The organism is Actinotignum sanguinis (assembly GCF_003957255.1).
In the GTDB taxonomy this organism is placed as follows: domain Bacteria; phylum Actinomycetota; class Actinomycetes; order Actinomycetales; family Actinomycetaceae; genus Actinotignum; species Actinotignum sanguinis.
Window position 1 is genome coordinate 1 of the sequence record NZ_QDIE01000028.1, and the last position, 24360, is coordinate 24360.

The window sequence follows — 24360 nt, forward strand, 5'->3', positions numbered from 1 at the left end:
GATGAAAACCGAGATTTATTACGGGAAGAAGTGGGCTACAACTGATGAGTTATGCGAGGCGATAGACGAGTATATGCTCTTTTATAACCAGAAGCGTATTACCTTGAAGTTCGATGGTTTAACTATCACGGAGCACCGTCAAACGGTTTTAAGCAATAATGTCCAATAAACAGTCCGCAGCCCCTAACGTAGCTGCCGTTGCACTTTGATATCTGGCAGACACGGCTGCCTTCCCGCGAGTGCCTCATGGGCCTCACGAACTTCAATAATCACACCGGCCTCCGGGGAGAGGGTATCTGTTTTCATAGCTGTACTGCGATTGTCGTACATGCGAAGTACATCCCGGAAAAACCCACCTTCCCCGCCGGCGCGCCGGGCGGCGAGGTAAGTCGGCAGGAGGCACGAGGCCTGGGGCGACGTCGCTAAGCCCGTGCTTGGGGCGTCGTTTCATCTTACGAACACGCCTGGCGATGTTAGTGACCGACCAACTGTCTTGGCGATGATCAACATGAAGCCACGACCATCACATTCACGTATGTTACAGTCCCTGACTTTTCACAACTGCTTGACCCCGACCAGCCACGTACACTTTGTACATGCCTCGATTGAAGGGATAACTATGGTTCACGTATCTCCGGATCCGGATTGGACACCAGTTCCTTTCCGCCAGTCATGGAGCGGGCATCTCATCGCGGGCACGCTGACCGCAATAGGTATTGTGATTACGCTGGCGCTGAGCCGGTTATTCCTCCCCCATCAGGTGAACTTTTTCGCGCTGCTGCTCATTGTTGTGCTCAGCACCGTGGCTGTTGAATTCCTTTCAACGCACATCGACCGCTGGCATCAACGTCGCTGGCACCACCCGAGCCCTGGCGGATGGATTGCCCCGCTGAGCCGGATTGCATTCTTCACAGGGGCCTATTTCCTTGTCACGCTAGTGTTGACGCTGGACTCTCGCCAAGCACTCATCTGCAGTGGCGCGGCTACTGTTATCGCGATCATCGAGGTGATCGGGATACGGCAATGGAAAACAGGCTTGACCATAGCGGAGGAAAAAGGAGCCACGCTGGCAGCCAAGAAAGCGCTTGAGGACATAGCTATAGAACTGCGCATAGAGCGGCAGGAGAAAGCTCGGCGCAGTGCGGCGGAGCGCCGCAAGCGGCTTGGCTTACCGGAGGACACCAGTCCGATTATCACGGTAAAGCCGGGTGGCTTCGAATTCCGGCCGCACCGCGTTAACTTTATTCCGCCGCGCGCCGAGCCCGGCGCCGCGGAGCCGCCTGATGATCACTCCGCTGAGAGCCCTCGTGAAGGGCGGGATTAGCGGCGCGGTGCGCGGAGCCTTCTGCGGCCGTATGCGCAGGGCTTGCCGCTGAGCTGTGGGAGGCATGGTGCGCTGAGCTGCTCCCGGATGTAGCGGTCGTAGCGAAGGTATGCGCAGCCCGGCGGCCGCGGATTTCCTGCCAAATATTGCGGCTGCGTGCCGTGCTCTCGGTACCCGGCTGGGCAGCGCGGCTCCCCCGGCGCCGCGGCCGCTCGGCAGCTGCCGGTGTTTCGGTTACCTTTACCGCAGGTTCGGGTTTCGCCTCAAGCTCCTCGGGTACTTCAACCGCAGCGGTTTTTTCGCTCGCCTCCACTTCAGCCGCTTCGCTCGCCTCCGCTTCAGCCGCTTCAGCAGCTCCGCTCGCCTCCGCTTCCGGCGCCACATCCAGAAGCGGCACCCCGGCAGCGGGCCCGAGCGCGGTAGCGCGCTGGAGGCGAATTTCATCCACAGAAAGCAAAATCCCGGTGGCCCGCTCCAGGATGGTCACCTGCCAGACCTGCACTCCGGCTCCGGCCAGAGCGCGCACGGCATCATAGGTATCCGGCTCGATGGCGAAAGCGAAAATGCTCAGGCGCGGGGCCGGTTCCGGGATGGGCGGATTGACCGCGGTGAACTCCTGCCAGGCGGAGGAAAAATCGTGGGGCCCGCCCGGGAAAAGCCGGGTAATTTCGCGGCGGTCCAGAGTGGCGTGCTGCGCGGAACGGGCGAGGGCCGCGAGGAGCGCTGCGCCGTCGAGAACATCAATAATATCCACGCTAATAATGTTCCCGGTGGCATCCAAGGCGACCAATGAAGCGGTGCCGCGTTCCCCTTCCGGGCGCGTCCACGCTACCTGGAAGGCCGGGAAATCCAGGAAATCAGAAATCTGGGCGCGCAGTGCTTCCGCAACCGCGGTACGGGTTCCTTCCGGCAGATCGGCAGGAGGCGCCGCGCGATGAAATTGCCCGCCACGTAATGAGAAAACGCCCACGAGATACCATCTCCGATACTGTTTGCCGCACGAACCTGCCAACTCAAGCCTATCCTAGGCGAGATACCTGAGAATTGACTGCACCGAACGCCAATCGGCCGGGCGGGAACCAGCTCCGTGCAGAGCTCCGTTCCCGCCCGGCCACCGTGCAGCGCGAGCCGCGTTTAGCTAGCTTTTGCGCAGCTAGCTTACCGTTCCGCAGCTACGCCGTCGCCCCGGCTCCGGACTCATGCTCTTTGGCCATGACGGCCGCGCGCCCGGCTTCCAGGCGTGCCACCGGTACCCGGAACGGCGAGCAGGACACGTAATCCAAACCGACGGAATCGAAGAAGTGCACCGAAGCGGGATCCCCGCCGTGCTCACCGCAGATACCCACGGTGAGATTCGGATTACCCTTCCGCCCGCGCTCGGTACCCATGCGCACCAGCTCGCCCACACCTTCGCGGTCGATGGTCTCGAAAGGCGAGGTGTCGAAGATTCCTTCCGCCATATAGGTCGGGATGAATTCGTGTTCGACGTCGTCCCGCGAGAAGCCCCACGTGGTCTGGGTCAAATCATTGGTGCCGAAGGAGAAGAATTCGGAATCCTCGGCGATCTTCTCCGCGATAATGGCCGCGCGCGGCAGCTCGATCATATTGCCGATCGCGATATCGAGGTCGTAGCCGGATTCGCGTTCCACCTCGGCAATGATCTTGCGGGCCCGGTCCGCCACCAGGCGGAATTCCTTCTCCGAACCGATCAGCGGGATCATGATTTCCGGATGCGGATCCAACCCGCGCTTGCGGCAGGCCACCGCCGCCTCGGCCACCGCCCGCACCTGCAAATCCACGAAGCCGGGGATCTGGATGGACAGGCGCACCCCGCGCAGGCCCAGCATGGGGTTATCTTCGTGGCGTTCAGTTGCCGCCCGCAGCAGTGTGCGGGTGTGTTCGGGAACCTGCTGGCCGCGCGCCTCCATCGTGGCGACCTCAACCGCCAGCTTGGTCATATCCGGGAGGAATTCGTGCAGCGGCGGGTCAATGAGGCGCACCACCACCGGTAGTCCGTCCATCGCCTCGAAAATACCCTCGAAGTCCCCGCGTTGCAGCGGCATAAGCGCCCCGAGTGCGGCGGCCTGCAATTCCGGGGTAGCCGCGAGGATAACGTGCTCGATAAGCTCGCGCCGCTCACCCAGGAACATATGCTCGGTGCGGCATAGCCCCACGCCCTGCGCCCCGAATTCGCGAGCGCGCGCGGCGTCTTCCGGATTATCCGCATTGGCCCGCACGTGCATGCGCGCAGACTTATCCGCCTGAGTGAGGATGCGATCCACGGAACGCACCAATTCGCAGGTGTCCTTATCATCACCGGCGGCTTCCAGCGCGGCCTCCAGGCCCTGGGATACGTAGATCATGACCGGGGAATCCTCCACCGGGACAGCCCCGAAGAACACTTCCCCGGTGGTGCCGTCAATGGAAATAACATCCCCGGCGCGCAGTGTTTGCCCGGTGGACTTGATGAAGACCGTGCCGGCCTTTTCTTCCACGAGGAGATCCTCCGCGCCCACCACGCAGGTACGGCCCATCCCGCGGGCCACCACCGCAGCATGTGAGGTTTTCCCGCCGCGCGCGGTTAGCACGCCGGCGGCCACCACCATGCCGGGCAGGTCATCCGGGTTGGTTTCGCGGCGCACCAGGATCACCTTGGCACCTTCGGCGGCACGCGCCTGGGCCTGCTCGTTACTAAAGACCACTTCACCCACGGCCGCGCCCGGGGAGGCCGCCATGGCCTTCGTGATGAGGGTGCGCTGGGCATCGCGCTGGAATTGCGGGAAGAGTAGCGAGGTGAGCTGTTCACCGGTCGTGCGGGTGATCGCTTCTTCCGCGCTAATAAGGCCCTCATCTACCAGCTGGGTAGCCACCCGGAAGGCCGCGGCGGCGGTGCGCTTACCCACGCGGGTTTGCAGCATCCACAGTTTGCCTTCCTGGATGGTGAACTCAATATCGCACAGGTCCCGGTAGTGGTTTTCCAGGCGCTTCATGATATCCATGAGCTCGGTGTAGGAAGCCGGATCTAGCTGCTCGAGGTCCTTGAGGGAAAGGGTGTTACGGATGCCGGCCACCACGTCCTCACCCTGGGCATTGACAAGGTAATCACCGTATACCCCGGAGTGTCCGGTGGAAGGATCGCGGGTGAACGCCACCCCGGTGCCGGATTTCTCCCCCATATTGCCGAACACCATCGTGCAAATATTGACGGCGGTGCCCAGGTCATCCGGGATATGTTCGCGCCGGCGGTAGATCCGGGCGCGCTCGGTGTTCCAGGAACGGAATACCGCGGTGATCGCGAGGTTCATTTGCCGGCGCGGGTTCTGCGGGAAGGGATACCCGCTGGCGCGCCGCACGATTCCCTTGAATTGTTCGACCAGCTCTTGCAGGTCCGCCGTCGTCATATCTAGATCGCCACTGTAGCCCTTCGCCTTTTGCAGGGCGTGCAGGGCGTCGGAGAAAAGATCCCCGTCAATATCGAGTACGGTGCGGGCGAACATTTGGATGAGGCGCCGGTAAGAATCCCAGGCGAAACGTTCGTTGCCGGATTGCGCCGCGAGGCCCTTGACGGACTGGTCATTGAGGCCAATATTGAGCACGGTTTCCATCATCCCCGGCATGGAGAACTTCGCGCCTGAACGCACCGAGAGCAGCAGCGGATCCTCCGGATCGCCAAGTTTCTTGCCCATCTGCTCTTCCACGGCTTCCAGGTGGCGCGTCACCTCCGCTTCGAGTTCCTCGGGTTCCTGCCCGTTACTCAGGTAGTAGCGGCAGGCTTCGGTGGTGATGGTGAAACCGGGTGGGACAGGCAAATCCATGTGGACCATCTCCGCCAGGTTGGCTCCCTTGCCGCCGAGAAGGTCCTTCATGTCCTTGTTGCCCTCGGTAAATGCGTATACGAACTTGGTCATATCGTCCTCCGTGAGGGTTCACACGCGCATAAGTGCGCGGAGCGGCCCCTTCGCCGCTCACGTGTCCAGGGTAACACTTTGGGGCGGCGTGATCGAGAGGAATTTTAGTGAATGCCGCGCACGTTTCCGGCGGCGTCCACGTCAATGGCCAGCGCGGATGGTTCTTTGGGCAGGCCCGGCATGAGCATGACGCTCCCCGCCATAACCACAACGAAACGGCCCCCCGCGGAGAGATGCACATCGCGTACCGGCACGTCAAAATCGCTGGGAGCGCCCAGGCGTTTCGGGTCGGTGGTGAAGGAGGCCGGAGTTTTCGCGATGCAGACGGGATAGCTGCCGTAGCTGCGTTCTTCCAGCTCACGTAGCTGCTCACGCGCTTCTTGCGCGAAGGTGACGCTCGCTCCCCCGTAGACGCGCCGCACCACCGCGGTAATTTTCTCGCTGAGGCTCGCGCTATCCGGGTACGTGAAACGGGTGCGGGAGGGCGTTTCGAGCGCGCCCAGAACCGCTTCGGCCAGGGGCGCCGCGCCTTCCCCGCCGCGCGCGAAATGCTCGGAGACAGCCACCGGCACACCTAATTCTTCGAATTGCGTACGCACTTTTTCGATATCGGCTTCGGTATCCGTATCAAAACGATTAAGGGCGACGACGACGGACTGCCCCCACACCGCCTGCAAATTATGAATATGCCGGGCGGCATTGGCGATACCCCCGTGGTAGCGCAGGGCGCGCAAGGTGACCACAAAAACGGCCGCGTCGGGGCGCAGTCCGGAGGTACGGCACATAATGTCAATAAATTTTTCGGCCCCCAGGTCAGCCCCGAAGCCGGCTTCCGTTACCGCGATCTCCCCCATCGCGAGCGCGGCGCGGGTGGCCATCACAGAATTGCAACCGTGCGCAATATTGGCGAAGGGCCCGCCGTGCACGAGCGCGGGGGTGCCTTCCCGGGTGGCAACGAGGTTCGGGCAGAACGCTTCGGCCAGGAGGGCAAGCATGGCGCCGGTGGCACCCAGATCCGCCGCGGTGACGGGTACGCCAGCTCGGGTGCGGGCCACTTCCATGGCGTTGAGGCGCTCGCGCAGATCCGCAAAAGAGGACGCCAAGCAGAACGCTGCCATAACTTCACTGGCGGGAACAATATCGAAGCCGGTGGCGCGGGTGGCGTGCGCACCGGGATTGGAACGGGTGCCCGCGCCCGGGCCGGCGCTATCGAGGCGCCCGCTGGGACTGAGGAGGATGGCCCGCAGGGCCCGGTCATTCATATCGATAACGCGGCGCACGCTGACCGTAGCCGGGTCAATATCGTGGGTATCGAAATAGACCGCGTTATCCGCCATAGCGGCTAGGAGGTTATGTGCGGCAGCAATCGCAGCGAAATCCCCGTTGAAGTGCAGGTTAATGGAGGCGGCCGGAGTGAGGGTGGCTCGGCCCCCGCCGATCGCCCCGCCTTTGAGCCCGAAAACCGGGCCGAGCGAAGGTTCACGCAGCGCCAGCACCGCGCGTTTACCCAGGTAGCGCAGGCCATCCGCCAGGCCAATGGAGGTGGTGGTTTTCCCCTCCCCGGCAGGGGTGGGTGACATGGCAGTCACGAGCACGAGGCGGCCGGGCTGCGCACCGACCTTTTCAACCCAGCGGTAATCGATCTTCGCCCGGTCCCGACCGAAGGGGATAACGGCATCGGCGGGTACCCCGGCCGCCAGCGCCGTATCAACAAGGGGAAGATCAATAGACATACGCTGTAGTTTATACCGCCCTGCCCGCTCCCTTAGGCAAGCGGACCCATCTCTTCTTCATAGGCGGCGCGGAGCGCTTGGCCGCGGGATTCGTCGTCGTCGTTAAAATATCGCAGCACGCGGGCCGGAACCCCAACCACAATGCAGTTGGCGGGGACATCACGCATAACGACGGCGCCGGCGCCCACAATCGAATTCTCACCGATGGTCACGCCCGGGCCGATGGTGGCGGAGGCACCGATCCACACGTTATCACCAATGGTGATGGCGGTGCCGAATTCCAGGTCAGTTTCGGCGCGAACGCGCGGAGGAACCGGGTGCCCGGCGGTGGTGATAGTGACGCGCGGGCCGATGAGGACACGGCGGCCCAGGGTAATGGGGGCGACGTCGAGGAGAATCGCACCGGAGTTGATAAAGACCTCCGGGCCGATGTGAACATTGGCGCCGTAATCGCAGTGGACGGGCGGAACCACGGTGGCGCTGGGGTCGAAAGAACCGAAGAAACGTGCGGCGATGGTGCGGATCGTTTCGTTATCGGAAGGGTTGGTGGCATTCAGCTCGTGCTGGACAGTGAGGCCCTCGCGGCGGACGTGGGCGAGATAAGGATCGTCAGCGATATACATTTTCCCGGCGACCATGCGCTCCCAGGTGGGCGAGGGCTGCGGTGCGGTGCGCTGGACAGGCGCGGTGCGCTGGACGGGCGCGGTGCGCTGGACGGGCGCGGGCGAGGATTCCGGAACGGGCTGATTCGATTCGGTCATAGGTTCATTCTGGCATATCTGGGCTACCATCTATGGTGAACTCTTGTTCGCCCTTCGGAAGGGATGCGGTGGTGCGTTTCCCAGGTTTTCTACCCCGGCGGTGGCCGGCTGGACATCGTGGCCCAGCTGGCATGCTGCCATCTCGCAACGCGGCGGGCTCCGAACCGCTTGGAGAATTACTCCGCCACGCGGCAAGGCGCCCCGTCACCGCAGCAGCCTTGATAAGACCTCACCAGCAGCGGGCCGCTCAGCCGGCCCCCACATCAGAAAGGATGAATCATGCGCATTGCAATTATTGGAGCTAATGGCGCGGCCGGAAAGCTCCTCACTCAGGAAGCAGTTTCGCGCGGGCACGAAGTTATCGCCGTGACGCGCTCGGAAAACGAAACGGAGGCCCCGGTCTCGCTACGCCGCGATGTTTTCGATATTGAACGCGGGGATATTGCCGGCTTCGATGCCATGGTAGATGCCCTCACGCCCAGCGCAGATGCCGGGGAGGACTTCCCCGAGCGCGCCGCACACCACCTCATTGAGTTGGTTTCCGGGCTGCCGACCCGGCTCATCGTGCTCGATAGCGGAGACGCGAAAATCCCGGCGGCTTTGGCGGATGCCCACATCGCCAAGTGGACGTACATCTCCCCGGAGATTACTTCCGCAGATCTGGCTGCGGGCGTGATTGACGAACTCGAGCGCGGCCCGCTGACCGCTCATATTCGCAAGCATCTCGTGGTGGGTGAGAAGTAGAGAGCGAAGAAAGTGGAGTAAGGAGCACTCCTCCGCAATCGGATATAAGGGCCGTGCCTGAGATTCTCTGGTGCGGCCCTATTTTGCGCGGTGTGAGCATTTTACTCCCACTCTATTGCGCGGTTCGATCATCTCAGTTAGCCTATCCGTATATTTCGAACGAAATATATGTTCCGATAGGTGAGCGCGGAGGCGCGCCCTCCGAATGTCCGTGAGCGCCACGCCCGCCCCGACCGGGGGCACGGCACTTTCGGTAGTGTATTCGGCAGGCCCGTACCACTCGCGATGCAAGGAAGCGATCGCGGCACCCCGCGCGGTGTTCCAGGAGTTTTTCATGATTACGTCCCCGCAGATGGCCCAGCGGCCCACCCGATATCGCTGGGTAGTCATGGCGATTATTTTCGTCACTTACGTTATTTGTATGGCCGACCGTTCCAATATCGGCACCCTGCTGCCCTTCATCAAAGAAGACTTCCATATGACCAATTCCCAACAGGGTCTTATTGCTTCGATGTTCTTCCTTGGTTACGCGATTTCACAGATCCCTGCCGGGTTGATTATGGGCAAATTTGGCACCCGCAATATGGTGACGTTCGCGGTGCTGTGCTTCTCCCTCATCACTTTCCTCATGGGCTTCACCACCACAGCTATCGGCCTGATCGTGCTGCGTCTGCTGCTCGGTCTGGCCGAAGGGCCCACCCCGGTAGGAATGACTTCCACGATTAATAACTGGTTCCCGAAACGGGAAAAAGGTACTGCCACCGGTATCTATATTGCCTCCACCCAGCTGGCGCCGATGCTGGTCCCGCCTATCGTGGTGGTCCTCGCCCACAATATGGGCTGGCAGCACGTGTTCTGGGTCTTCGCGATTCCAGGTGCGATCATGGCGATCGTCTGGCATATTTTCGTGCGCTCGTATCCACGCCAGTCTTCCCGCGTCAATAAGGCTGAGCTCGCCCACATCGCCTCCGAAGAAGTAGTCACCCAGACCAACCGCAAGGAAGCATCGTGGATGCCCAAGGTCGATAAGCTGATCCGCTACCGGAAAGTCAAGCGCCTGGAGACCAACGGCGATGTTATGCGCTCCTGGGATATCTGGGGCGATACCCTCGCGTACTTCTTCATGAACAATGTACTTTACGGAATGCTGACCTGGATTCCCACCTACTTGGTGGATGCGCGCGGTTACGATGTCTTCGCCATGGGCTGGGTGGCTGCCTGCCCGGCGCTAGGCGGTATTATCGGTGCGCTCACCGGCGGCTGGGTTTCCGACCGCATCTTCGCGGGCCGGCGCAAGCCAACAATGCTGCTGACCGCTCTGTTCACAGCGATTATGTTCGCCGTCGTCCTTGTAGTCCCCAATAATATGTACGTGGTGGCGCTCGCCCTGATCCTCACCGGTTTCTGCCTCAATCTGGGCTGGCCGATGTTCACCGCCTACGCGATGAACCACTCCACCGAAAAGACCTACCCCTTCGCGATTTCTATCATCAACTCCGGTGGCAACCTGGGCGGATTCTTTGCCCCGCTTATCGTGGGCATGCTGCTTGATGCCACCGGTAGCTACAACGTGGCTTTCTCCTACTTCGTGGTCGTTCTGCTCCTCGCTTTCGTTATTCTACTGACGCTGCGCGAGCCGAAGCCGCAGGCCGCGAGCGCCGGAAAGGAAGAAGCTTAAGAATGAGCGCCGAAAGGAAAATTCTCTCCGGAGTGGTCGCCGATGATCTCACGGGCGCGACCACCACGGGAGCGTTATTGGCGGCGCGCGGGGTCAAGAATATTGTCAGTCTCAGCGACACGTCGAACTTAAGTTACGACGACGTTGACGCACTGCTTGTCTCCACCGATTCTCGCAGGCTCCCGCCTGAAGAGGCTGCCTCCCGAGTACGCAATGCCACTCGCGATCTGGTGGCGCGCGGGGCAACGATATTCTCCAAACGCACCGATACCACAATGCGCGGAGGTATCGGCTACGAAATTGATGCCATGCGTGATGTGCTGGGTGAGGATTACGTGGCGATAATCGTGCCGGCCATGCCGCCCTCAAAGCGCATTGTGGTGGCAGGGTATTCACTTATCGATTCGCTACTCCTAGCTCGAACCGGCGTGGCCAACGATATTCTCAGCCCGGTGAAAGAGTCGTACCTTCCCAAGTTGTTGGCCGGACAGCTGCGCGACGCCGTCGACCTCATCTGCATGAATACTGTGGTGGAGGGGCGCGACGCTATCCGAGCCGCCATGCAAGACTCGTATGACCACGGCGTTCGTAATATCCTGTGCGATTCAGTATCGAGCGAAGACGTTGCGGATATTGCCGCGGTGGTCAGCGAGCTCGGCTGGAAGGTGCTCTGTGTGGATCCGGGACTCTTTACCACGGAATATGCCTTGGCCCAGGGGATCCGGACCGAGGAGAAAAGCCCGAAAGCACCCCTGCGCACCGAATCTCGGGAAAGCGATCATGGCACGGTGGTGATTGTGGCGGGATCGGCAACCGCGACTACCCGCCAGCAGCTGGAATACATGCAAGAGGTGCCCGGCACCCATACCATTACCCTCCCCCACGATCCTTTTATTGGAGGTGGGAACGAATACGCGCAGGCTCGGGCAGAGGCTGTGGCACAGGCACGAAAGATTCTCGACGACGCCGCAACAGGCAGTGAGCAAACCGGGCAGGTACGGGTCATTATTATTACCCTCGATACCACGTTGAGCGGTACGGTCGTTGATATCAATCGCATCGAAGCGGCGAAAGATTTGCCGGCTGGCCAGGGATCGCGCAATCTGGCGCAGCACCTGGGTGAGGTTGCCCGCGATGTTATGGATATCCTCGGTGATCAGCTCGCAGGCATGTATGCCACCGGAGGTGACACGCTAGTTAATACCTGCCACGCTATCGAAGCGAGCGGTATCGCACTGGAAGACTACGTAATTCCGCAATCGGATCAAGGGAGAATTGTGGGAGGTCCCTTCAATGGCCTTCCCATGGTGGGTAAAGGCGGACTCACCGGAACTGAACACACCGCACTTCGTATCGTCAACCGACTCTTTGATGAAAGGACCGTCTCATGACACCCGCAGCACAAACCGTTGAGTCCCCCGAGCCCAGCGAGCACGCACGTGCCCTGGCCGAGCAAGCCCGCAAGGATCGCCGGCCCATAACCGCGATTACCCTCGGGGACCCTGCCGGGGTCGGCCCGGAAATCGTGGTGGGAACCGTCTGCGATCCCAGCGTGTACGAGTGCGCCCGCCCCTTCGTCATCGGTAATCGCAAAGCTTTGGAACGAGCCGCGAAAATGGCCGGTAAGGAACTGGTGATCAACGAGATTTCGGAGCCGGAAGAAGCGAAGTTTGAGTTCGGTACCGTGGACCTCCTCGATACCGGGGTGCATTCGGACGCGGATATTGAGTTCGGGAAGATTCAACGCGAAGCCCAGCTACAGGCTTATTCCTATTTGGAGAAGGCTATCGAGCTGGGCAACCAAGGCCGGCTGCACGCGGTGTCCACCGCACCGACCCATAAGGAAGGGATGATGGAAGCCGGGGTGCGCTACCCGGGCCAGACCGAGATCTTCCAGAATCTCACCCACTCCAAGTACGCGCTCACGATGTTCCACGTGCATAAGCTGCGGGTCTTCTTCCTGTCGCGGCACGTGTCGCTGCGCGATGCGGTAGATTTCGTGACCAAGGAGCACGTGCTTGATTTCCTGCGGAATATCCACGAGGAATTCGAGCGCATCGGTTTCGATAATCCTTCCATCGCGGTGGCAGGACTCAACCCGCATAACGGCGATAACGGAATGTTTGGCCGTGAGGAAATTGAGGAGTTAGAGCCGGCAGTGGCTGCTGCCCGCGCTGAGGGCATTCGTGCCCGCGGCCCCTTCCCTGGCGATTCAATTTTCGCTTTCTCGCTGGATGGGCGCCACGATGCGATCCTTTCCCTCTATCATGACCAGGGTCATATTGCCTGCAAGACTCTCGACTTCGAGAAGGCCATCACCCTGACCCTCGGACTGCCGTTTATGCGCTCCTCCGTTGATCACGGCACCGCTTACGATATCGCCGGCGAGGGTGTCGCTAATACCGGTTCCATGGTGGAAGCTACCCGGGTATGTGCGGAATTTGCGCTGCGTAAGCTCGACGGCGAAGCGCGTCGGGCCGCGCGGGCCTAAGGCCGTGCGTACCAATTTCACCGCGTGGCGAGTGCCGGCCGCGCAGTGAATTCTGGCTACGCACTATTCGGGAGGGCCGCGTTTCCACTCAGGTGGGGCGCGGCCTTCTGGCATGCATGGACACGACGCCGCACGTGCGCGAGCAAACCCCACGGTATCCCGGGCCGTGCGTCCTTCACGTACACGTCACCGCGGACTAAAATGAGCGATGTCACTCAGATTCGCAGGCCAAGATGTCCGCTAGGCCCAATCGGAGCTGAGAGTCACGCAGTTAGCAACGAGGTGAAAGAACACCGATGACCGCAACGGAAGAGCCGCGCGCCCGCCGCGCCCAGAACCGCAAAGTAGTTGAGCGCCGCGCCCGTATTTTAGAACTGCTAGCAGGTGGAAGCGCACCGCTACGCAATGAGGAACTTGCTAGGCATTTCGGTGTTTCCCTCGCGACCATCCGTCGGGATTTGAGCGAGCTTGAAACCAGCGGGGAGCTAGCCCGTACTTACGGGGGTGCAGTCTCCGCTCATCCGGAATTTCTTCATCTGGGCGGGATTACGCCCACGAATTTGGCACGTAAAAAAGCGATTGCGAAACGGGCCGCGGCGCTGATCGCGGATGATTCCCTTGTGATCTTAGATGCGGGAACTACCGCCGAACAGCTCTCCTTCGCTCTCGATAACACCCGCCGCATCACTGTGATTACCAACGGGATCCGCCCGATTAACGCCTTGGCACTCCAGGACAAGGTGACGGTGGTGGTGCTCGGTGGAACCCTCGATATCGCACACGACTCAATTACCGGAGTCGACGCAGAAAAAATGCTCGAATCTATGCATGGCAATTATGCCTTTATGGGTGCGGTACAGATTTCACCGGAGCGAGGTATCGGATCCCTGAGCTACGAGCAAGCGCGCCTCAAGACCCAGATGATGGCCCACGCTTCCCAGGTGTACGTGATGGCGGATGCGGCGAAACTACATAACCGCCCTTATCCCTACTGGTCGCCTTTCCCTAAGCGTTGGACGCTGATTACAGATACCGATGCTGATGCCGAGATGCTGCGCCGCCTGCAACGCTCAGGAGCTGAGGAGATTCTGCTCGCTAAGGTGTAGATTGTCAGTGTTTCACGGGACGAAGGTGACCGGCAGGAGGAAAGATGATTATTTACTTTTCTGAAACTGGGATTACCAAGAAAGCAGCACAGCGCTTGCAGAGCATTGTTGGCGTCGATGTGGTGCGGATAGAAGCAGCTCAGCCGTATACCTATGCGGATTTAGATTGGCGAGTCGAGAATAGCCGGGCAAACCTGGAACAGCATGGAAAGCTCCCCGCCCCGGAACTCGCAGAACCGGTCGATTTTGGCGGCGCAACGGAGGTGTTCCTTGGCTTCCCGATCTGGTGGGGCATCCCGCCGAAAGTGGTGGATAGCTTCTTAAGCTCACACGATTTAGGAAACGCGCGGGTGCACCCCTTCTGCACCTCCGGGAGCTCGCCGATGGGCGCGGCGGAGGAATATCTACGCTCCGCTTTCCCTCAGATTGCGTGGACGCACGGATTACGTTTCCATGATGGCCTAACCGAAGAAGATATTCGTTCCTGGGCCGATGCGTAGTAGACCCACGGGTGCCGTCGCTGCGCTTATCGGAACGCTCTGCGCCCTCGGAGCCCTCGCGGCATGTGCCCGGGAATCGCATCCCTCTTTCGAGGAACTGGGAGCTTGCACTGGAACGGTGACGCTTTCCCATCTCAACCTGCCCGGCCCCTATGGGGTTTCCTGGACGGTTGAGTTTGCGGAAGGGGATACCGCTACCTTGAGCTATAGCGTTCCCGGTGACGGTACGGACCTGAAGGAGGTTTATCGGGAATCTTTCCCGGTTGATCCGCACCTGCGGAAGGAGATGTGCGTGCAGGCTGCGATGACAAAAGAAGTCGAAACCCTGCCGGGCGGAGCAACCGCCATCTGGGATCTACCGCCCGCAGGCTCCGGGAAAACCAGTGACGTGGAAGCAACTGCGCTCATGGAGCCGGTCATGCTCATGGTCACCGCGGAACGTCTGTGGGCCGCGAATGAGGCATATGTGGAATACGCCAAGAACCGCTAGCGGAACCGCTGCATCAATCTCTTCACGCGAGAATCTTTATTCAGCTAAACTCCAGATTGGGTAGCGGTGATTTACCTGGAGGGCGTTAATATCTCACAGGCCCATGCCCACCCCAGCTCCTCAAGGTAGAGAAAAGAGGATCCCATGGTTAACTTCTCCACGTTCACACGCAGCGGTGCCGCACTCGTGAGTATCGGTATTGCCTTGGCAATGAGTTCCTGCTCCTCACAAGGGCAAGCCTCGCCAGAACAGATAGCAAAATGTACCGGCACTGTTACGGTGTCCCAGCTTGGGGTACCTGCACCCGAAGGGTTTTCCTGGACGGTTTCCTTCGAGAAAGATGACGCTGCAACACTCACCTTCTCTGCCGGAGGGAAAGATACCCGGCTGACCGAGGTATACGAAGATTCGTTCACTGTTGATACCGAACTTCGCAAGAAGATGTGTGAAGCAGTTGCCGCTCAACCGACTGCGGAAGCTGAAGAATCAGGAGATTCCACAGTGGAATGGGATTTATCGCCAGCCGGTTCGGGTAAAACACGGGACAGCAAAGCCGACTTCCTCATGGGCCCGGTTCTCAAGATGATTCCCGAAAGCACGCTCCTGGCCGGATATGCGGCGCACGAAGAATACGCCAAGAACCGCTAGGGGGCTCGCGGGGCGCAGGCGCAGCGTCGTCGTTTTCAATAAGGGACGGCACGGAAACCGCATGCCGCCACGGCGCGAACCAAAACGAAAGCAGGTACCGCCGCCCCGGTTTCACCCAGGGCGGCGGTACCTGTTCGGAAATAACGCGTTAATTAGGCTCCGGTTACTTCTTGTTCAAGATCGTCGGTAATAACCTTGCCCATGGTTTCCGGCGTGGACAGGCACGCCAGAATTCCTAGACCCATCATGATGGTGGTGAAGGTCAGTACCGGCCACCAACCGAAGCTACCCGGCCGAACGATAATGGCCGCAATCATCGGGGTGAACCCTACGATGATATTGCCCAGCTGCGTGGAGACGGCATAGCCCGTCATCCGCAGGCGGGTTGGGAACATCTCGCTGTACATCGGCGCCTGAACAACGTTTCCGCCGGTGGATACCAACCCGATAATGAAGAGCAAAACGACAAGCAGTGGCACGCTCTTGATCTGAATTGCCCAGAAGATAACTGGGAACAGTGCCACGAGGCTGAACATCGAGATGAGGTACACCGGCCGGCGGCCGATCTTATCCGAGAGCGCTGCCCACAGCGGCTGAACTGGAACACCGATAACCATCGATACGGTGGCTAGAGTCAGCAGGGTTGAACGTTCCCAACCCCAGTAGGTCGTGCCGTAGTTGAGCATGTAGTTCGTGAGCAAAACGCCGGTGATCGCGAACTGTCCCATCGCCATAACACGAATGACTTGGCGCCAATGATTCTTGAAGAGGTCACCGAGGCTCCCCTTATTTTTTCCGGCAGTTTTTGTTGCCGAGGATTGCGTGGTTTTGCCCTGCTGGCGGGCAAGTGCCTCGTAAACATCACGGGGTTCATCTGCCTTCGTCCGTACCCACAGCGCGTAGAGCACAAGCGGAATCGCAACGAAGTAAGGGATTCGCCAGCCCCAGTCAAGAAGGAAGGACTCATTCCCTGACACAGGGATAAAAGCGGCAATACCAAGGAGCTGACCGATAAGAAGTCCGTGCATGGTGAAAGCAACGAGGCGACCGCGTTTCTCGGGCGGGGCTAACTCTGAGGTCATTGCTGTGGATCCGGCTTGCTCACCACCCGCGGAGAAGCCCTGGATGAGTCGCATCGCAATCAAAATAATGCCGGCAGTAGGACCAATCGAGTCGTAGGACGGCAAGAATCCGATAACGAGAGTGGCAAATCCCATTAACCCGAGTGTGAGGAGGAGCGTCTTCTTCCTTCCCCAAGTATCGCCGAGATGGCCGAGCACGATGGCGCCGAGAGGTCGGGCAAGATACGCAACTCCAAAAGAGGCAAGCGAGGCGATATTCGCTAAGGTCGGATTATCTCCGCCACCGAAGAAAACGGTAGGGAAGATGACTGCGGATGCGGTTCCGTACAGGCCGAAGTCATAGTATTCGGCAAGAGCGCCCCAAAAGCCAGATTTTGCGGCTTTCTTGGCAGATTTTTCTACGTTCACTTCCTCGCTTGAGGCCTTCATGGTTACATTCGATGCGAGACCGCTCTTCGGCGACGATGCCGGTGCAGCACCTGATGTCGTGTGTGGGTCCGTCATTGGTTATCCTTTCGCGCAACGGAGCTGCATTGCATCCGTTATATGCGGTAAATCGTGGGCGTTCCCTTACGTCCATCCGCTAGCGTACTGAGAGCATGGTGATTAAAACCTCGTCACTGCGAGTGAATTACACGCTCTCTCTTCATACCATCAGACGAGTAGACTAGTCCGTAATTACCGGAAGTAATACTCAAAAATCCGTGTAGCGAATGGCGGGGCGGAATGCGAACAAACCTACAATTCTCACAGCGTTTGACGGATGCAATTCAGGCGCTCCACGCAGCCGATGACCGGCGGGCCATCGCACGCTATTTCGTTGCCTTACTTGCGGATGTGGCACCTAATTCAGACTACATTTCTTTCCACGTATTCTTGCCACGCCAGAATATCTTTGCGGTACTGGGTGTATACGGTCTACGCCATTATAATTCGACTCTCCTGGTGGAAGCTGATTCACCATTCGGAAGAACTCTTGAATGCCGCGAACAGTACTGGGCCCGTACTCCGGCCGAGGTAGCTCGCCTGTATTCCTTCCCGGATGATTCTTCGCTTGCCTACGAACGAACCCGACCGCTATTTCACTCAGCTTCCGCAGCCACTCACACGTCCGCGGTTATTCAGCCCTGCATCATCGGGGAAGAATTAGAGGGAACTATCTGGCTGGAATCCCACTCGCGAGCCGGAGCTTTTTCGACAACAGATCGGTTGCGCATTTCCCAGCTTTCCACCCTTGCGGCGTTACTTCTGCGCACCGCACCTCACGCAACTATTCTCAATTCTGACGGTTTAGCGGAGGTATGGGATGTACTTCTTACCACCCCCACTCAGCTCACCGCGGACACACCTGAGAATTCGGCCCCTGAAAGTACGCCACCGCGAACCGAATCGAGACACGCACCTGCGCTTACGCCCCGCGAAAGGGAGGTATTAACGCAAGTAGCATTGGGACTTACTAATTCCGAAGCAGCCTACGCTCTGCATGTATCTATCAATACGGTGCGCAGCCATCGCCGCACCCTCATGCGAAAACTCGGAGCACACAATGTAGTGGAGCTTCTTGACACAGCGGAACGCTATGGAATGCTATCGAACTCGTAGAGAGACTAGTCCCTAACAGCTACTGGAAGGCGTTTTCACCCCAATGGGACAAGCTAATTCAACGTTTGGACTCTAGGCTGGCACTTAACCGCACAGGAGATTATTTCGAGGGAGAAATGATGAACGCACCGACATTGTTAGTACCAGTTCCCGCTGCCACAGGCCCAATTGCAGTCAACAATGAGAGCTATCCCTTTTCTGCAATGCGGTTCGCACGCGAACCACTAGATTTAGCCTCGTACGGATACGTTGAGGAGGAGTATTTCCTTTCCGGTACCGCAAACGTTTATGGTTTCACTCCGGAGGAAGACACCCGCATAATCGTCGAAAAAGAGGGAATTCCATACTGTACCCGCGTACTGGTGCGGCGCCCAGCTAAGGAAAGTTCACCGACCGCATGGGTATCTATTTTGAATGCCTCGCAGGGATACGACATCGAAGACGATTGGAGGCGGGCCTGGGACTACCTTATGGACAAGCGGCACACCTATGTTGCCGTGACGGCCAAACCCATCCAGATCTCCGCCTTGCAAACTTTCGATCCGGAGCGTTACAGGCAGCTCAGCTGGGGCGGAAAGCCGCGCCAGATCGATGCGGCAAAGCCGGGATGGAATCCTTTTATGCAGCTTGACGAGTGCGAAGAGGGCCTGGCCTGGGATGTGATCGCGCAGGTGTCCGCGTGGCTACGATCCTCGAACAGCCCTGTGAGCCTAGAGCACGTCTTCCTTATCGGCCAGTCCCAATCCTCGGTGTATACCAATACGTATCTCACCTACTTCCACAATCTGTTACGGCTAGCCGACGATGCACCTACCTATGACGGTTATGCTCCCGGGGTCGGATCTGTGTTTGTCAAAGCTATTAACCAGCACAAGTCCGGGATCCCGCCGCAAATGCTGAGCGGCGTAGATCTTGATGCGCCTGGGACTGGGGAGAAACAAGCAGCCTTTGTCCCCTACCTCGTTGAGCCCGCCCAACTTGATGTTCCGATTATCAGCACCTCCTCGGAGGCTGATGTGAGCCTCTTCGGCGCTGGTCCCGAATCTTTCCGCCTAGGGGACGGACCGTTGCGCCGGCATTGGCATGTGAAGCGTTCACCACATTCGGATGCCCGTTCGCGTGTTATCCCACAAAATTCGGAAGTTGTGAAGGCGAAGCGGCGCCCACGCCAGATGGATACCGCGTTCCTCGAATCCCTCAGTGCGCTTCCCATTGAACCCATTATTACCGGGTCCATGGCCGCGGTGGAGAAGTGGGCTGCGGAAGGGGTGCCGGCTGCGCCTTCTACCTGGTTTAATGCCGATGGCGACCAGTGGATTAAAGAAAGTGCTGGACTACTCTCAGGCGGCGTTGAACTGGGCATTGTGGCTCATCCAATTGCAAACTTCCTTCCCGGGGAACCCTCTAATCCCGTGTACGGCCTCATGACCTTGCATCCGCGCGAGTCGATTCTCAAGCGTTTCGCTTCTTTGGAGGACTACCGGGCCGCCTGCGATGAAGTCGATGACGCGCTGGAAAAGGCGGGTTATCTTGAGCCTGTGGGCCGCCGCTTGCTCCACGCCGTGGAACGCGAGCTGTGGGAACGCGCGGTGGAAGGCGCACCGGCTCCCCTGAGTTCACCGCAAGGTCGGTAGCAGCGCCCGGGTTGCCAGGGCGGAAAGCGCCGCGGCGTCGCCGTTAATCCCGCGCGTTCAGGGCGCCGGATTCTTCCAGGTAGCTCTCCCAGTAGGGCGAGGCTGGCACGCGCCTCACCTGCCGGGAGGTCAGCATGAGCACGGCCGCGAGCGCGGTGGGAATCGCGAAGGAGATTTGGGTGAGTTCCCATCCGATCATCCCAATCCCCCAGCCGGCCAGCGCGGGGGCGAAAGCCGCGGCTCCGGAGGCGAAGAACTGGCTGACCGAACCCACGCGGCCCATCATCTCATTGGGCGTCATGAGGGTGACCAGGCCCATCACCGCGGCATTGACGGCGGGGATAATCAGGCCCATTAATGCGTACATCGCGCCGATCCACCCCAAACCGGGAAGGAAAGGAACAATGGCGACGACGCCGGCGCACATGAGGAATCCGGCGATGATGAGAATTCCGGAGGGAACCCGCGCAACGAGACGCGCGGCAACCACCGCCCCGGCAAGCGCCCCGCACCCGAGCGCGGTGGCGAGCAGGCCAATGAGCGCCGGCTCCACCCCGCGGTCGGCGAGGCCGAGGGTCACGCTCATCATCATGCCTGCCCACCCCAGGTTGAGCAGGCAGGCGCAGATAAGAAGCACTCGGACCACGGCGCGTTCCCACATCCACCGTAGTGACTCGTTGAATTCCGCGAGCGCGCGGGAGATACGGCCGGTACGAACAGGGCGCGCAGAGTTGTCCGAGTTCTCAGGACACCTGGCACTGCTGGAACACCCGGCACTGCTGGAGCACTCAGCGCCGCCGGAACGCCCGGGCCGGTAATCCCCGCGCATGAGGAGCGTAGCCCCCATGCTCGCCAGCTGCCCGACGATTTGCGCGAGAGCGGGGACGTAGAGGTGGATGGCAAGAAGCGCTCCGCCGGCCGGGCCGGTGGCGAGGGTGACCGCGGCGTCGCGCCCCTGATTCGCAGCCACGGCGTTGGGAAGAAGTCGCCCGGGAACCACCTGTTTGAGCATGGAATTTGAGGCCGGGGAGAGCAGGGAGTTACGCAGGCGGTCGAGGAAAGCAAGAACGGCAAGATTGAGCACGTTCGCGGTGCCACTGAGCAACAGCGCTACCAGCGCAACCTGCGCGAGCACCCCTAGGCCAGACGAGACCAAGCGGAGGGTACGCCGGTTATGGCGGTCGGCCAATACCCCGCCGGGAAGAGTACCCAGCAACGTACCTACGCCTTGGAAGAATCCCACCGTTCCGGCGTGTACAGGCGAACCGGTCACCGCCAGGCAGACCAGCGGGAAGGCGAACATCGCGATCCCCGCGCCCAGATCCTGGAGCAGATCGCCGGTAAACCAGGCCCGGTATTCACGGGATGCCCAGATGGTGGCAGGTTCACGCTCTGATGCGGTCACCTGTTCCGTTGCTATAACTGTCCCATTGTCCGTACCTGACATGAGGTCTCCTTACGTGCTGATGAGCCGAATACCTCGGCCTCCACCTCCCACTATAATTACGCAAGAATTATTGCGCAACATTTGTTGCGTATGTGGGCAAGTCCGTTGTTCCAGCTACAATGATTCTATGGCTTCTTCTGACAGCACTGCCGAATCACGTGACACTCCCGAAATGACCAGCGCCGATTCGGGCAGCGCGCCCACCGCGGGCACCACCGCGGGAACCACCACCCCGGAAACGGTGGCTCGCCTCAACCGGGAGCAGCTGCGGGCCCTATCTCACCCGGTCCGCTTGAGCCTGCTCCACACTCTCAGCCGGCTAGGCCACGCGCGCGCCGCGGATTTGGCTGAGGAACTGGAGCTTCCCGCCAATTCTATGAGCTATCACCTGCGAATTTTGGCCCGCGGTGGGCTGATTCGCGAGGATCCGACCCGGGCGCGCGATAAGCGTGATCGGGTGTGGACCCTCACTTCCCCGCGCATGGCCACCGATTCCAGCCTGCCCAATTCGGAGTATTCCAAAAGCGTGACCGCGGCCGGCACCGCGATTCTGGAATGGGCCACCTCACTGTGGCTGGCCGCCATGACCGCCCGCACTAACCACCCGGAGGAGCGGCCGCTGTTCACCAGTTTGCACCCGGCGGAAGTCCTTCTCACACGTGAGCAGGCCGCCGATCTTTCCAAGAAAATGTATGAACTCGTGGAGGAATATCGGGTGGATAATGAGGCGGGCGCGGCAACCCGCCCGAATAACTCTTCTGACCCTTCCGAGAAAGCCACACCCGAAAACGCCACTCCCTTTGTGACACTCCAGGCTATTATCCCGCGCAGCCCTGGCCACAACACGCACGCAAGTACCCGCTAGCAAAGGAGCGCAATGAGGCATTCCGCGTTATCGTATTCAGTTTCCGGGGCTCCCATCGAGGGCACCATCGTTGCTTTTCACGGGGTGACAGATTGCGCCGCCTCGCTACACAGCCTCGCCGCGCATTACGGGCGCGATTATCGCGTGGTGCTCTGCGATCTGCTCGGCCACGGACTCTCGGCCCGTTTCGCCAAGGATGACCTGGCCGACCCCTACACCGCTCTCGTTGCCAGCGCAACCGATGTGGTGGTGCGCGCCGCGGCCGGCACTCCCGCACGCCAGATCCTCCTCATGGGGCACTCCCTAGGCGGTGCGGTCGCCGCGCATATTGCCGCAGCTCACCCGGCGCTCATCGCGGGTTTGGTGCTTGAAGACCCCGCACTCCTCACCCCGGAGCAGGCCCGTACCTACCGCGAGGCCGCCGAAGATCTTGGCAAAACCCAGGAGCGCGTGCGCGAGTATCTACCTGAAGCTATCGCGTCATTGCGCGAATCGTATACCACCTGGACCCCCTCCGAATACGCCGGCTGGGCACAGGGTAAGACCGAGGTGGACCTCGATTTCATTGCCACCGGCGTGGTGGGCCGCCCCGGGCGCGCGGTGCTCGGCCAGTTAAGCATGCCCACTCTCCTCGTGACCGGCGACGGCGACGATGTGCTCTTCGGCGCCACCGGCATCGAGGCACTGGCTGAGCATCACAATCCGCACCTGCGCGGGGTGGTCATCCCGCACTCCACCCATACGGTCCGCCGCGACCAGGAGAGCGCTTTCTACGCCGCGGTGGACCCCTTCCTTGCCGAGTGCGCGAAGGCGCAGAAGCGCCCGCAGCCTTACCTCGATCCGCAGCTCACGCCTTTGCTCGCGGGTGTGCCCGAGCAAACCACCTGGGATACTCCGGCGATGCGCGCGGAAGGCGAAGCGCTGCTGGGTGCCGAACCGGAACTGCCCGCGGGTATCCGCCGCGAGGTTGTGGTGGAGAACGGCCTGGAGCTGCGTATTTTCCACCCCGATAGCACGACGCCGCCGCAGCCCCGCGTGGTGCTGTCTTTGCATGGCGGCGGTTACGTTGCGGGCCGCGCCCGCTACGACGACGCCCGCAATGCTGAGATCGCCCAGCTGGCCGAGGCCACCGTGGTGGTTCCCGATTACCGGCTGGCACCCGAGCATCCTTTCCCGGCAGCGGTGGACGACTGCCGGGCTGCGCTCGCTTATATTACGCGGGTTTTCCCGGGTGCACCCGTGCTGATTTTCGGAGATTCGGCCGGGGCCGGCTTGGCCGATCAGGTGCTGCGCTTCGCGCAGCCAGAGGAACTGGCGGGCTTGTGCGGCGTCGTCGCCCTAGAGCCTTGCGTGAGCCCGCGCCTCGATACGCTCTCCTATCGAACCTATCGCGACGGCCCCGTGTGGACGCGGGAGGCCGCGGCCGCGGCGTGGAACGCGTACGTTGGCGATTCCGGGTACCGGGCCGAGCCGATTTCCGCAGGTAGCGGACCATATTCCGGCTTGCCCATGTTGCTTGTAGTCAATCCGGTGGACCCGCTGCGCGACGAGGGGCTGGACTGGGCGCGCAATCTTATGGATGCCGGCGCGGCCGTGGAGCTTCATATGTATCCGGGGACGTTCCACGCGATGCTGTGTTCTCCCGGCACGAAGGCATGGGAACAGGTGCGCGCACGGATGAGTGAATTTATTGCGGCTGCGTTTGCTGGGCGTTAGGCGCAATCTCTCTGAAGGCCGGGGATTTCACAATATCCTTGAGGGCCCTTTGCAGTAGCGAGGGATCGCCATCTTCTAGCACCGCGCGGAGATAAGCCGCAATATCTTCCCATGTTTCCAGGTAGTCACTAGCATCCCACCTGGTTATTTTTACTGCCATAATTCCCTCCTTTGTGGTGGCTTCCGGCAACTATCCGGAATTTCCGGATTATTCGATATTGATACGTCACTTCAGAATTTTTAGGCTACTCACCGAGCGGTTCATTCCACTGCTTCCAGCATAGAGCCTTGCATCCTGGGCCGTTATATTTCCGGACATTTAGGGTTTACGGGGGAGCAATCGTTGCGACTGCTCCCCCGTCGGGTTAATAGACAAAATTAGTTGCTAATGGCGGCGTGTCGTTAACGTCCGATCTGGCCTTTACGGATGTTTAGACCGTCTTCCCAGGGGTGTTCGGTATCGATATGGGTATCAATCTCGACGGGCTTATCACTAGGCGTACTAACCGGTTCCTTCCTTGGTTGGATCGTGTTTGACACGAAATCAGACATCGGCTGCGTGTTGATCGACCTGGAATAAAGCCAGTAATCCAGGGCGGTGAGCAGGTGAGACTCAGACCAGCCACGGTGG

At 60.1% G+C, this 24360-nt stretch carries 22 protein-coding genes; 14 read left to right on the forward strand and 8 right to left on the reverse strand.

Going from position 1 to position 24360, the window contains the following annotated elements; translation table 11 throughout:
* Position 1 precedes the first annotated feature (1 nt).
* Together DDD64_RS09195 and DDD64_RS06975 are read left to right on the forward strand one after the other, a co-directional pair.
* Positions 2-169: an IS3 family transposase gene (locus DDD64_RS09195; RefSeq protein ID WP_164545869.1), complete on the forward strand. Its 168-nt coding sequence runs from the start codon at positions 2-4 to the stop codon at positions 167-169.
* A gap of 450 nt (positions 170-619) precedes the next feature.
* Positions 620-1324, forward strand: a complete 705-nt coding sequence (locus DDD64_RS06975) for a hypothetical protein (RefSeq protein ID WP_126135671.1) — start codon at positions 620-622, stop codon at positions 1322-1324.
* Here DDD64_RS06975 and DDD64_RS06980 read toward each other — a convergent pair.
* The 4 genes from DDD64_RS06980 to DDD64_RS06995 form a co-directional block, all read right to left on the reverse strand.
* A complete protein-coding gene (locus tag DDD64_RS06980; RefSeq protein WP_126135672.1) occupies positions 1242-2294 on the reverse strand; it encodes a hypothetical protein in 1053 nt (350 codons plus the stop codon). The genes DDD64_RS06975 and DDD64_RS06980 overlap by 83 nt on opposite strands.
* Positions 2295-2496: 202 nt before the next feature.
* Positions 2497-5232, reverse strand: coding sequence for a pyruvate, phosphate dikinase (ppdK, locus tag DDD64_RS06985; RefSeq protein WP_126135673.1), 2736 nt, complete (start codon positions 5230-5232; stop codon positions 2497-2499).
* Positions 5233-5336: 104 nt separating this feature from the next.
* The gene (locus DDD64_RS06990) at positions 5337-6965 is read right to left on the reverse strand and encodes a formate--tetrahydrofolate ligase (RefSeq protein ID WP_126135674.1); all 1629 of its coding nucleotides are present in this window, start codon (positions 6963-6965) and stop codon (positions 5337-5339) included.
* A 32-nt stretch (positions 6966-6997) separates the two neighbouring features.
* Complete coding sequence (locus DDD64_RS06995; protein ID WP_126135675.1) at positions 6998-7726, reverse strand: sugar O-acetyltransferase; 729 nt, start codon at positions 7724-7726, stop codon at positions 6998-7000.
* A gap of 279 nt (positions 7727-8005) precedes the next feature.
* Between DDD64_RS06995 and DDD64_RS07000 the strand changes: the two genes are divergently transcribed.
* From DDD64_RS07000 to DDD64_RS07035, 8 genes are all read left to right on the forward strand, one after another.
* Positions 8006-8470, forward strand: a complete 465-nt coding sequence (locus DDD64_RS07000) for an NAD(P)-dependent oxidoreductase (protein WP_126135676.1) — start codon at positions 8006-8008, stop codon at positions 8468-8470.
* A 334-nt stretch (positions 8471-8804) separates the two neighbouring features.
* On the forward strand, positions 8805-10148 hold the full coding sequence (locus tag DDD64_RS07005; RefSeq protein ID WP_126135677.1) for an MFS transporter: 1344 nt from the start codon (positions 8805-8807) through the stop codon (positions 10146-10148).
* Positions 10149-10150: 2 nt separating this feature from the next.
* Entirely contained in the window at positions 10151-11539 is a 1389-nt protein-coding gene (locus DDD64_RS07010; RefSeq protein WP_126135678.1) for a four-carbon acid sugar kinase family protein, read from the forward strand.
* Positions 11536-12639: a 4-hydroxythreonine-4-phosphate dehydrogenase PdxA gene (gene pdxA, locus DDD64_RS07015; protein WP_126135679.1), complete on the forward strand. Its 1104-nt coding sequence runs from the start codon at positions 11536-11538 to the stop codon at positions 12637-12639. Before DDD64_RS07010 ends, pdxA begins: the two co-directional genes overlap by 4 nt.
* A 296-nt stretch (positions 12640-12935) precedes the next feature.
* A complete protein-coding gene (locus DDD64_RS07020; RefSeq protein WP_126135680.1) occupies positions 12936-13745 on the forward strand; it encodes a DeoR/GlpR family DNA-binding transcription regulator in 810 nt (269 codons plus the stop codon).
* A gap of 44 nt (positions 13746-13789) precedes the next feature.
* Entirely contained in the window at positions 13790-14245 is a 456-nt protein-coding gene (locus DDD64_RS07025) for a flavodoxin (RefSeq protein WP_126135681.1), read from the forward strand.
* Entirely contained in the window at positions 14238-14735 is a 498-nt protein-coding gene (locus DDD64_RS07030; protein WP_126135682.1) for a hypothetical protein, read from the forward strand. Before DDD64_RS07025 ends, DDD64_RS07030 begins: the two co-directional genes overlap by 8 nt.
* 144 nt (positions 14736-14879) lie before the next feature.
* The gene (locus tag DDD64_RS07035) at positions 14880-15383 is read left to right on the forward strand and encodes a hypothetical protein (RefSeq protein ID WP_126135683.1); all 504 of its coding nucleotides are present in this window, start codon (positions 14880-14882) and stop codon (positions 15381-15383) included.
* Positions 15384-15535: 152 nt separating this feature from the next.
* Here the strand turns inward: DDD64_RS07035 and DDD64_RS07040 are convergent, their stop codons facing one another.
* Entirely contained in the window at positions 15536-16894 is a 1359-nt protein-coding gene (locus tag DDD64_RS07040; protein WP_164545956.1) for an MFS transporter, read from the reverse strand.
* A 297-nt stretch (positions 16895-17191) separates the two neighbouring features.
* Between DDD64_RS07040 and DDD64_RS09200 the strand changes: the two genes are divergently transcribed.
* A complete protein-coding gene (locus DDD64_RS09200) occupies positions 17192-18067 on the forward strand; it encodes a helix-turn-helix transcriptional regulator (protein WP_126135685.1) in 876 nt (291 codons plus the stop codon).
* A gap of 119 nt (positions 18068-18186) precedes the next feature.
* On the forward strand, positions 18187-19701 hold the full coding sequence (locus DDD64_RS07050) for an alpha/beta hydrolase domain-containing protein (RefSeq protein WP_407706486.1): 1515 nt from the start codon (positions 18187-18189) through the stop codon (positions 19699-19701).
* Between the two features lie 43 nt (positions 19702-19744).
* On the opposite strand, the gene DDD64_RS07055 is transcribed toward DDD64_RS07050, so the two are convergent.
* A complete protein-coding gene (locus DDD64_RS07055; protein WP_126135687.1) occupies positions 19745-21148 on the reverse strand; it encodes an MFS transporter in 1404 nt (467 codons plus the stop codon).
* A 127-nt stretch (positions 21149-21275) separates the two neighbouring features.
* Here DDD64_RS07055 and DDD64_RS07060 point away from each other — a divergent pair, with 127 nt between their 5' ends.
* Together DDD64_RS07060 and DDD64_RS09110 are read left to right on the forward strand one after the other, a co-directional pair.
* Entirely contained in the window at positions 21276-22013 is a 738-nt protein-coding gene (locus DDD64_RS07060) for an ArsR/SmtB family transcription factor (RefSeq protein WP_164545957.1), read from the forward strand.
* Positions 22014-22025: 12 nt separating this feature from the next.
* Positions 22026-23729, forward strand: coding sequence for an alpha/beta hydrolase (locus DDD64_RS09110; RefSeq protein WP_126135689.1), 1704 nt, complete (start codon positions 22026-22028; stop codon positions 23727-23729).
* Here DDD64_RS09110 and DDD64_RS07070 read toward each other — a convergent pair.
* Together DDD64_RS07070 and DDD64_RS08945 are read right to left on the reverse strand one after the other, a co-directional pair.
* Entirely contained in the window at positions 23701-23889 is a 189-nt protein-coding gene (locus DDD64_RS07070) for a helix-turn-helix domain-containing transcriptional regulator (protein WP_126135690.1), read from the reverse strand. The genes DDD64_RS09110 and DDD64_RS07070 overlap by 29 nt on opposite strands.
* A gap of 242 nt (positions 23890-24131) precedes the next feature.
* A partial coding sequence (locus DDD64_RS08945) for a hypothetical protein (RefSeq protein WP_206435358.1) occupies positions 24132-24360 on the reverse strand: 229 nt, incomplete at its 5' end.

What these genes read in the sequence shown, in the direction of transcription:
- DDD64_RS09195 (WP_164545869.1), top strand. Translation starts at nt 2, where the DNA reads ATGAAAACCGAGATTTATTACGGGAAGAAGTGGGCTACAACTGATGAG.
- DDD64_RS06975 (WP_126135671.1), top strand. Translation starts at nt 620, where the DNA reads ATGGTTCACGTATCTCCGGATCCGGATTGGACACCAGTTCCTTTCCGC.
- ppdK (WP_126135673.1), bottom strand. Translation starts at nt 5,232, where the DNA reads ATGACCAAGTTCGTATACGCATTTACCGAGGGCAACAAGGACATGAAG.
- DDD64_RS06990 (WP_126135674.1), bottom strand. Translation starts at nt 6,965, where the DNA reads ATGTCTATTGATCTTCCCCTTGTTGATACGGCGCTGGCGGCCGGGGTA.
- DDD64_RS06995 (WP_126135675.1), bottom strand. Translation starts at nt 7,726, where the DNA reads ATGACCGAATCGAATCAGCCCGTTCCGGAATCCTCGCCCGCGCCCGTC.
- DDD64_RS07000 (WP_126135676.1), top strand. Translation starts at nt 8,006, where the DNA reads ATGCGCATTGCAATTATTGGAGCTAATGGCGCGGCCGGAAAGCTCCTC.
- DDD64_RS07005 (WP_126135677.1), top strand. Translation starts at nt 8,805, where the DNA reads ATGATTACGTCCCCGCAGATGGCCCAGCGGCCCACCCGATATCGCTGG.
- DDD64_RS07010 (WP_126135678.1), top strand. Translation starts at nt 10,151, where the DNA reads ATGAGCGCCGAAAGGAAAATTCTCTCCGGAGTGGTCGCCGATGATCTC.
- pdxA (WP_126135679.1), top strand. Translation starts at nt 11,536, where the DNA reads ATGACACCCGCAGCACAAACCGTTGAGTCCCCCGAGCCCAGCGAGCAC.
- DDD64_RS07020 (WP_126135680.1), top strand. Translation starts at nt 12,936, where the DNA reads ATGACCGCAACGGAAGAGCCGCGCGCCCGCCGCGCCCAGAACCGCAAA.
- DDD64_RS07025 (WP_126135681.1), top strand. Translation starts at nt 13,790, where the DNA reads ATGATTATTTACTTTTCTGAAACTGGGATTACCAAGAAAGCAGCACAG.
- DDD64_RS07030 (WP_126135682.1), top strand. Translation starts at nt 14,238, where the DNA reads ATGCGTAGTAGACCCACGGGTGCCGTCGCTGCGCTTATCGGAACGCTC.
- DDD64_RS07035 (WP_126135683.1), top strand. Translation starts at nt 14,880, where the DNA reads ATGGTTAACTTCTCCACGTTCACACGCAGCGGTGCCGCACTCGTGAGT.
- DDD64_RS07040 (WP_164545956.1), bottom strand. Translation starts at nt 16,894, where the DNA reads ATGAAGGCCTCAAGCGAGGAAGTGAACGTAGAAAAATCTGCCAAGAAA.
- DDD64_RS09200 (WP_126135685.1), top strand. Translation starts at nt 17,192, where the DNA reads ATGCGAACAAACCTACAATTCTCACAGCGTTTGACGGATGCAATTCAG.
- DDD64_RS07050 (WP_407706486.1), top strand. Translation starts at nt 18,187, where the DNA reads ATGAACGCACCGACATTGTTAGTACCAGTTCCCGCTGCCACAGGCCCA.
- DDD64_RS07055 (WP_126135687.1), bottom strand. Translation starts at nt 21,148, where the DNA reads ATGTCAGGTACGGACAATGGGACAGTTATAGCAACGGAACAGGTGACC.
- DDD64_RS07060 (WP_164545957.1), top strand. Translation starts at nt 21,276, where the DNA reads ATGGCTTCTTCTGACAGCACTGCCGAATCACGTGACACTCCCGAAATG.
- DDD64_RS09110 (WP_126135689.1), top strand. Translation starts at nt 22,026, where the DNA reads ATGAGGCATTCCGCGTTATCGTATTCAGTTTCCGGGGCTCCCATCGAG.
- DDD64_RS07070 (WP_126135690.1), bottom strand. Translation starts at nt 23,889, where the DNA reads ATGGCAGTAAAAATAACCAGGTGGGATGCTAGTGACTACCTGGAAACA.